The 7566-nt window shown below is 34.4% G+C and carries 5 protein-coding genes; 4 read left to right on the forward strand and 1 reads right to left on the reverse strand.

Going from position 1 to position 7566, the window contains the following annotated elements; all coding sequences use genetic code 11:
- Positions 1 to 33 precede the first annotated feature (33 nt).
- Together BMX40_RS18895 and BMX40_RS18900 are read left to right on the forward strand one after the other, a co-directional pair.
- Positions 34 to 2082 (forward strand): methyl-accepting chemotaxis protein, encoded by a 2049-nt coding sequence (locus BMX40_RS18895; RefSeq protein ID WP_090872875.1) that lies wholly within the window; start codon positions 34 to 36, stop codon positions 2080 to 2082.
- Between the two features lie 205 nt (positions 2083 to 2287).
- Complete coding sequence (locus tag BMX40_RS18900) at positions 2288 to 3937, forward strand: PAS domain S-box protein (RefSeq protein WP_090872877.1); 1650 nt, start codon at positions 2288 to 2290, stop codon at positions 3935 to 3937.
- Positions 3938 to 4323: 386 nt separating this feature from the next.
- Here the strand turns inward: BMX40_RS18900 and rpsD are convergent, their stop codons facing one another.
- Entirely contained in the window at positions 4324 to 4926 is a 603-nt protein-coding gene (gene rpsD / locus BMX40_RS18905; RefSeq protein WP_090872879.1) for a 30S ribosomal protein S4, read from the reverse strand.
- A 392-nt stretch (positions 4927 to 5318) separates the two neighbouring features.
- Here rpsD and BMX40_RS18910 point away from each other — a divergent pair, with 392 nt between their 5' ends.
- Complete coding sequence (locus BMX40_RS18910) at positions 5319 to 7220, forward strand: sensor domain-containing diguanylate cyclase (RefSeq protein WP_090872881.1); 1902 nt, start codon at positions 5319 to 5321, stop codon at positions 7218 to 7220.
- Positions 7221 to 7364: 144 nt separating this feature from the next.
- A partial coding sequence (locus BMX40_RS18915; protein ID WP_244513670.1) for a transposase family protein occupies positions 7365 to 7566 on the forward strand: 202 nt, incomplete at its 3' end.

A 7566-nucleotide genomic window follows, 5' to 3' on the forward strand; every position in this document is an offset into this window, starting at 1 on the left:
ACGTCGAAATTAATAAAAAAAGTAGGTGTAAAAATGAAGAATTTAATGGGGAAATTACCAATCCTTTGGAAGATTATGGTGATATTACCGTTTATCATAGTATTTTTGGCAATATTGACATTTATTAGTTACAATAATGCTTCTAATGAGTTAAACCAAGCTATTGATGAGCGAATGGATTCCAAATTAAAAGAAACGGTTGAAAGGGTTAATATAAAGCTGACTACTCATGAGCGAAATCTAGTTACTACGAAGGCTTTAATAGAATCTCAAGATACATACTTTACAAAAGCGGAGTATCGAGCTTACTTTGAAAATCTACTTCCTAGTAATGAAGAAACGTTTGGGTTAGGCGTATGGTATGAACCTTATCAATATAACGAAGACGAAGAATTCTTTGGCCCATATGTTTATAAAGATGGGGATAACACCGTATATACGGAGGAATATGAGGTTCCATCCTATAATTACCCAGAAATAGATTGGTATAAACAAGGAAAACAATCGGATAGACCAGTTTGGACAGCTCCTTATTATGATGAAACGTTAGACCAAACATTTATAACAACTGCTGTTTCGTTTAAAGATAAGCGTGGAAGTTTACAAGGGGTTATTACAAGTGATTATGTACTAGATTCGATTCAAGGAATTATTTCCGAAATCCAGGTAGAAGATTCTGGTTATGCAGTGCTAGTTGATCAAGATGGCAACTTTATCGCGCATCCAGATTCTGATAAACTACTATCTAGTAATTTGTCAGATGAATTAAATGATGACAGTATGATAGACACAATCGTTACAGAGGATAACGGTAAACATACTGCTGTAGTAGCAGGAAGTGAATATGAACTTCATTACGAAACACTGCCTAAAGTAGGGTGGAAAATCGTACTGTTAGCTCCAACGGATGAACTTTATTCTTCTTTACCAATTCTACTAAACCAATTACTTATCACAAGTGGCGTATTAATCTTATTAATTGTGATCATTGTATTTATTATTGGAAAAACGGTTTCGAAGGATGTTCAGGGTATAAACAGGCAATTAGAGGTTCTTGCACAAGGGGATTTAACAACGAAAATTAATACAACATCAAAAGATGAATTTGGTCAAATGGGTCAATATTTTAATCGATCAGTTAGCTCGCTACAATCGATGTTGACGAAGATCGGTCAAAGTACAGATCATGTAGCAGCCACCTCGGAGCAATTGTCAGCGAGTTCACAAGAGATAAATTCGTCTGTAGAAGAAGTTGCAAGTTCCATTCAAGAAGTAGCAGATGCAGCTTCATCACAAAATGAATTAGCAAATGACCTATCCACTTCCAATGGAAGCATGAGAAACAATATGGCTCGAATGGAAGTAGCTGTTAAAAGTATGGAAGAAGAAGCTAATCAATCTACCAAATTAGCTGGGGATGGAAGTGAAATGGTTAAAGAGGTAATCGAGAAGATGAAACAATTAAATGAGCAAATTACCTCCTCATCCCAAAAAATATATGCATTAGAAAGTAAATCCAATCAAATTGGTGAAATGGCTAATTTAATTACAGATGTAACGGAACAAACAAATCTACTGGCTCTTAATGCTGCAATTGAAGCAGCTCGTGCTGGGGAGGCCGGAAAAGGATTTGCTGTAGTGGCTGAGGAAGTTCGGAAACTAGCAGAACAGTCTGGTAAAGCTTCTCAGGAAATTAATGAGATTATTAATGGGATTCAATTGGAAGTATCACAATCTGTATCGATGATGGAAAGAAGTCAGCATATTGCTGGTGAAGGGATTCAATCTGTTGAAAAGACAGGACAGTCCTTTGAAGAGATAACCAGTTCTATATTTAGTCTATCTTCTAAAATATCAAGTATGACGACAGAAATGACAACATCGTTATCAGATATGGACACGATGAACGATCTATCGAATAAGATGCAAAAGTACTCCGAAAGTACAAATGATCATGCGCATAGCGTGTCAGCGGTAACAGAGGAACAAATGTCAATGATGGCAGAAGTCGCGAATGCATCTGAGTCATTAGCAGAGCTAGCACAACAGCTTCAAGAAGAAATGGCAAAATTTAAGATTTAAAGTTGAAGGTCTGGCTAATCTGAAAAGATTAGCCAGGCCTTTTTATTTTTAAAAATAGCACTACATTCCTATTATTTATGAAATAAATAAGAACATAGGGGCATCGCTTTTTCTTGTAATTATGAGAGAATTAAAATTTGAATAAACGTATTTTACACTTGCTATTGTCAGAAGAGTTTAAAATAATTAGTGAGGAAAAGTGAAAATGAATAAAGATCATAGATTATTGGATGGAATAAGTGACATGATTTTTGTAGTAAATGTTTTGGATGAATCTGTTTTTGTTTATGATTTTATAAATCAGAAAGCAATGAAGGAAACGGGGTTATCTCATGATGTGTTAGGGAAGAGAATTCAAGATGTGTACCCATATGAAGTTGCCCATTTTCTAATTAATCAATATAAAAATGTACTTACAGATAAAAGCTGTGTAGAATATGAGGACGCTTATGTAGCATTATCTGGGGAAAAATATTACTCAAGTACAAAGCTTCATCCTATTTTTGATGATCATCAAAAATGTGTACAGATACTAGCAATTGTTAAGGATATAACAAAACAAAAAGTAACGGAAGTACAGATCGAAAAAGCATGGACAGAACTGAGTGAGAGTAGGCAGAGATACGAGTCTTTATTTCAGTTTCATTCAGACGCTGTTCTAGCTTTTGATTTAAATGGCTGTATAACAAATGGGAATATCGCTGTTGAAAAAGTTACGGGCTATCAATCAAATGAGTTAATAGGTCGTAAGTTAGATTCACTTTTTATTGGTGAAGATTTTAATAAAGTAGAACAAATATTAGCGGAATCCTTAGAAGGGGATTTGGAACTAGAACATACGTATTTAACCATCCGCACGAAAGATCAAAAAAACGTAGTCGTGTCAGTTAAAGTAACCCCATTGACAATTGATAACAAGGTGACAGGATTATATGGCATCTTAAAAGATGTTACCAAGTTAGTCAAATCGATGAAAAAACTACAAGAAAGTGAAGAGCGATTCCGTATCATTGCTGAAAATGCCAATGATTTAATCACGTTAATTAATGAAAGAGGTGAAATAATATATGCCTCGCCTTCATATAAAGATGTTCTAGGACATGATTATAACGAATTTGTGGGTAAATTCTTTTTGCATAATGTACATCCAGTTGATAAACACGAAATAGATCGAAAAGTTATCAAATCAATCAGAAACGGCGAAAAGTTTCAAGTCCAATTTAGGCAATATAATCCTAGCAATAAAACAATCTGGACGGAAGCGAAAGGGTCACCAGTTTTTGACGAACAGGGAAAATTTAAACATATGGTAGTAATAACGAGAGATATTAGTATGCAAAGAGAATATGAGTCACAACTTGAATACTTTGCTCATCATGATTCTTTAACAGGTTTACCGAATCGTCGCTTGGTTAAGAAGCAAATGGAAGACTTATTAGCAACGCTCCATACGGAAAATAAAGGGTTTGCTGTAATAATGTTAGATATTGACGATTTTAAAGGGATAAATGATCAATTAGGTCATGATGTAGGTGATGGTGTGATAGTAGAGTTTGGTAAGCGAATTAGCAAATCCATAGGAGTTGAGAATACTGTTGGAAGGCTAGGAGGGGATGAATTCATCATCCTCCTACCAGATACCTCTAAGGAGGAAAATGCATTATTTTTTGTTCAATCAATCCAAAAAGCTGTTCAAATTCCTTGGGTAATAAATGGCCACTCATTAAGGCTTACAACTAGTATGGGGATAACTCTGGCGGATACAGACTCTACCTATTATTCATTATTAAAAGATGCTGATAAGGCACTTTATGATTCAAAAAATAACGGAAAAGATTCTTATAGTGTAATGTAATGTTATCAAGGAAAGGTGAAATGGAATTTACACTGAATGGGGGCAAATGGTCAGTGGAAAACCGATTTCAATAATTATTTCTTAAACTTCGCAAGTGACATAGAGAAGCTTCATCTGCATGCTATGCCTGTGTGGAATGTAACATTGGATAGAATATTCCATAGCGAATTAATAGAAACCAGTTGCAACACTATTTTAAAGAGATAAGATTAATTCCTGTTATATGATAATTATTATTGACTCAAAATGGAAATGTATCGTAGCTTATTGTATTATTTCATATTCGTTCAGTTTTTAGCCTATTATAAAGCAAAATGTAATAAAAAACCCGCAAATCCTTAACTATATCAAGGATTTGCGGGTTTTCATTCTATTATGCAATCTTATTAACGAGAGTAGAACTCAACAATAAGCTGCTCTGCAATTTCAGCAGGAAGCTCAGAACGTTCTGGTAAACGTGAGAAAGTTCCTTCTAATTTATCTGCATCGAATGATACATATTCAGGAACAAAGTTGTTTACTTCGATTGCTTCTTTGATGATGTCTAGGTTTTGAGACTTTTCACGAACACCAATTGATTGACCAGGTTTTACTAGGTATGATGGAATATCAACACGTGAACCATCAACTGTGATGTGACCATGGTTAACTAATTGACGAGCTTGTCTGCGAGTACGTGCAAGACCTAAACGGTAAACAAGGTTATCAAGGCGAGATTCAAGTAGGATCATGAAGTTTTCACCATGAACACCTTTCATTTTCCCAGCTCTATCGAATAGATTACGGAATTGACGCTCGTTCAATCCATACATAAAGCGTAGTTTTTGTTTTTCTTGCAATTGTAAACCATACTCAGACATTTTTCTGCGTTGGTTTGCTCCATGTTGCCCAGGAGCATAAGGGCGTTTATCTAGCTCTTTGCCAGTTCCAGTTAATGAAATGCCAAGACGACGTGATTTTTTCCATACGGATCCAGTATATCGTGCCATAGGACATTTCCTCCTTTTTATTTTATTTGCATAAAATAAAAACAACCGTGACTCCTCCGATGTCCATTATGTATTCATGTACCATCGCTCCAGCAGCAGAGAGTTACACGATACACCTCTATACTAGAGGTACATAATGGGGGCATGCGGTGATTCACATAGGCTACCTAATTATTTTACACAAGGAATAGTATATAAGTTATGTACGATTAAGTCAATGTTTTTCTTTATTTTTATACATAACATGTAATTAATCTTATTGCCTAGCATTACCCTATTAAATAATGTTTATAGTAATAATTATCAAAAACTTCTGTATTAGGTTAGGAATTATTCTAATCTTATTATATAATAGAGAGATGTAGATAGATTTTCCGATGATAGGTGATTAAATGCAGATAAACCAGCAATTACAATTCCGAGAAAAAATACGAAGTATATACTTTCAATTATTATCTAATGAAACAACTAGAAATAACAACTTATTTTCTATCGTTAGTAGGTCTTTAGAAACGATTCTCCACGTAGCTTTTGTAGGGGTTTATCGTTATGATATATGGACGAACTCATTCTTCCTAGTTTCTGATCAAAATAATCCTTCATACGTACGTAAACAAATTAATGATTATGATCATGTGTTTAGAGATGCTGTTTATCATAACAACATGGATTTATTGTCTAAAAACGAAATCGTGCTACCAAAAGTTATGAAGAAAAACTATATTACGATACCACTTGTACCAAATAAGGGACAAGTAGACTTTTTGTTCATTATTCTAGAAAAAGATCAGATTAACCAAATAATGAAATTTGAAAATGTAATTAAAGAGGAAACAGAAAAAGTATTAACGATACTTGATAATATGGTTAATCGAACGAAACGAGAGAAAGAAAAACACTTTTTATTGGAATTAACATCAAGATTATTTTCAACAAGTAATAAAGAGGATATTCTCATGGAGATTATTGAAGCTGTGCAAAAGAGGTACCCCAATTTATCACATTACTTATTACTTTCACAAGACCATGAAAATAACTTAAATTTACCAATTAAAGCACTAGAGTTTAGTGATAACTCCACAAAACAGGTTAGTTCACAAGCTTTTTTAAGTGGTGAAACGCAAATTGAAGATCGACTTCAAGATAAAAAAACGTATGTCTATGCACCATTACGAGGGAATCAAGGGGTCTATGGTGTACTGCAAATTATCACGCCTACTGTAATGGAGTTTCCAGAGCAAGAATTGGAGTTTTTAAAAGAATTTACAATGATTGCGGGAAAAGCAATAGAAAATGCTACGTTATACCAAGATTCTAGGCATTTGGTATCAGACTTAAAGTTAATTAATGACATAACACATGAATTAAATTCGAATTTAGATTTAACTGAGATAACTCGAATTGTGCGAGACCAGATCGTTAATATTTGTAATGCAAACGAAGTAGGGTTTATCTATACAGATAATATAGATGCTAATCATTTTGAAATATTAAATGGGAGTACACCATATTTTTCTACCATCGGGGGACGTTCCTTAGCAAAGGATTTATGGGGACAAATTCAAAATCGCCAGGAACCAATTTTCAGAGGAGAATTTCAAAGCGACAGAGAAATTCCTTTTCACTCATTAATGGCAGTTCCAATGCAGCATTCAGGGACTACGAATGGGTTGGTAATGGTACTACATGAGGAGCGTTATTTCTTTTCCTTTGATAGTTTTAAACTGATACAGTCACTATTGCAACATTCAACATTGGCATTAGCTAATACAATACTAAAAGAAAAACTAGAAAAAGCAGTAAACACGGATTATTTGACCAAGCTTTATGCAAGAAGCTATTTGGATACAATTATTCGAAAACATATGGAGGAAGGTGAAGTGGGAACTTTAATTCTAATAGATATTGATGATTTCAAAAAGGTTAATGATGTACATGGCCATTACATTGGTGACGAGGTTATTAAACAAATTGCAGAAATAATTCTGACCAATATAGAAGAGGAAGATGTAGCTGCTAGATGGGGTGGAGAAGAATTAGCAATATATCTACCGAACACGTCATTAAACAACGGCGTAAAAATAGCAGGTAAAATAGGAAAGCAAGTTGCTAATTTTACTTCTCCAGCTGTTACAATGTCAGCAGGAGTTTCCTCTTGGACTGCGAACACAGAGGACACATCAGAGAACTTTTTTGTTCGTGCAGATGAGGCTTTATATGAAGCGAAGAGTTTCGGGAAAAATTGTGTAGTTAAAAAAGGTATAAAAGAAAAAGAGGGAATTTTGTATGAATAAAGGCGACATTTAGTCGCCTTTATTTTTTATAGGCTCTATTATATATGTTGGGGTATGAAAAAATTTAAGCAAAATAAAACACGCAAGCTCCTATATCCTTTACACTTGAATTGACTAGAAACAAACCAAAGGGATAGGAGATGCGTGTATATGCAGTTTAACATGAAATTACCTGGATTAGAAAGTGTAATAGTTACGAAGATGGAGGAGTTAGAGGGGAACTTTTACTTACACGTAAAGCTACCAGTTAAAAAGCACCGTTGTCCTGCTTGTGGGGAGAGGACAAGTCGTATCCATGACTATAGAATCCAAAAAGTACAACACTTAAAAATTTTTGAACGAACAT

Origin of the sequence: Oceanobacillus limi, assembly GCF_900111445.1 — a bacterium.
GTDB lineage: Bacteria > Bacillota > Bacilli > Bacillales > Amphibacillaceae > Ornithinibacillus > Ornithinibacillus limi.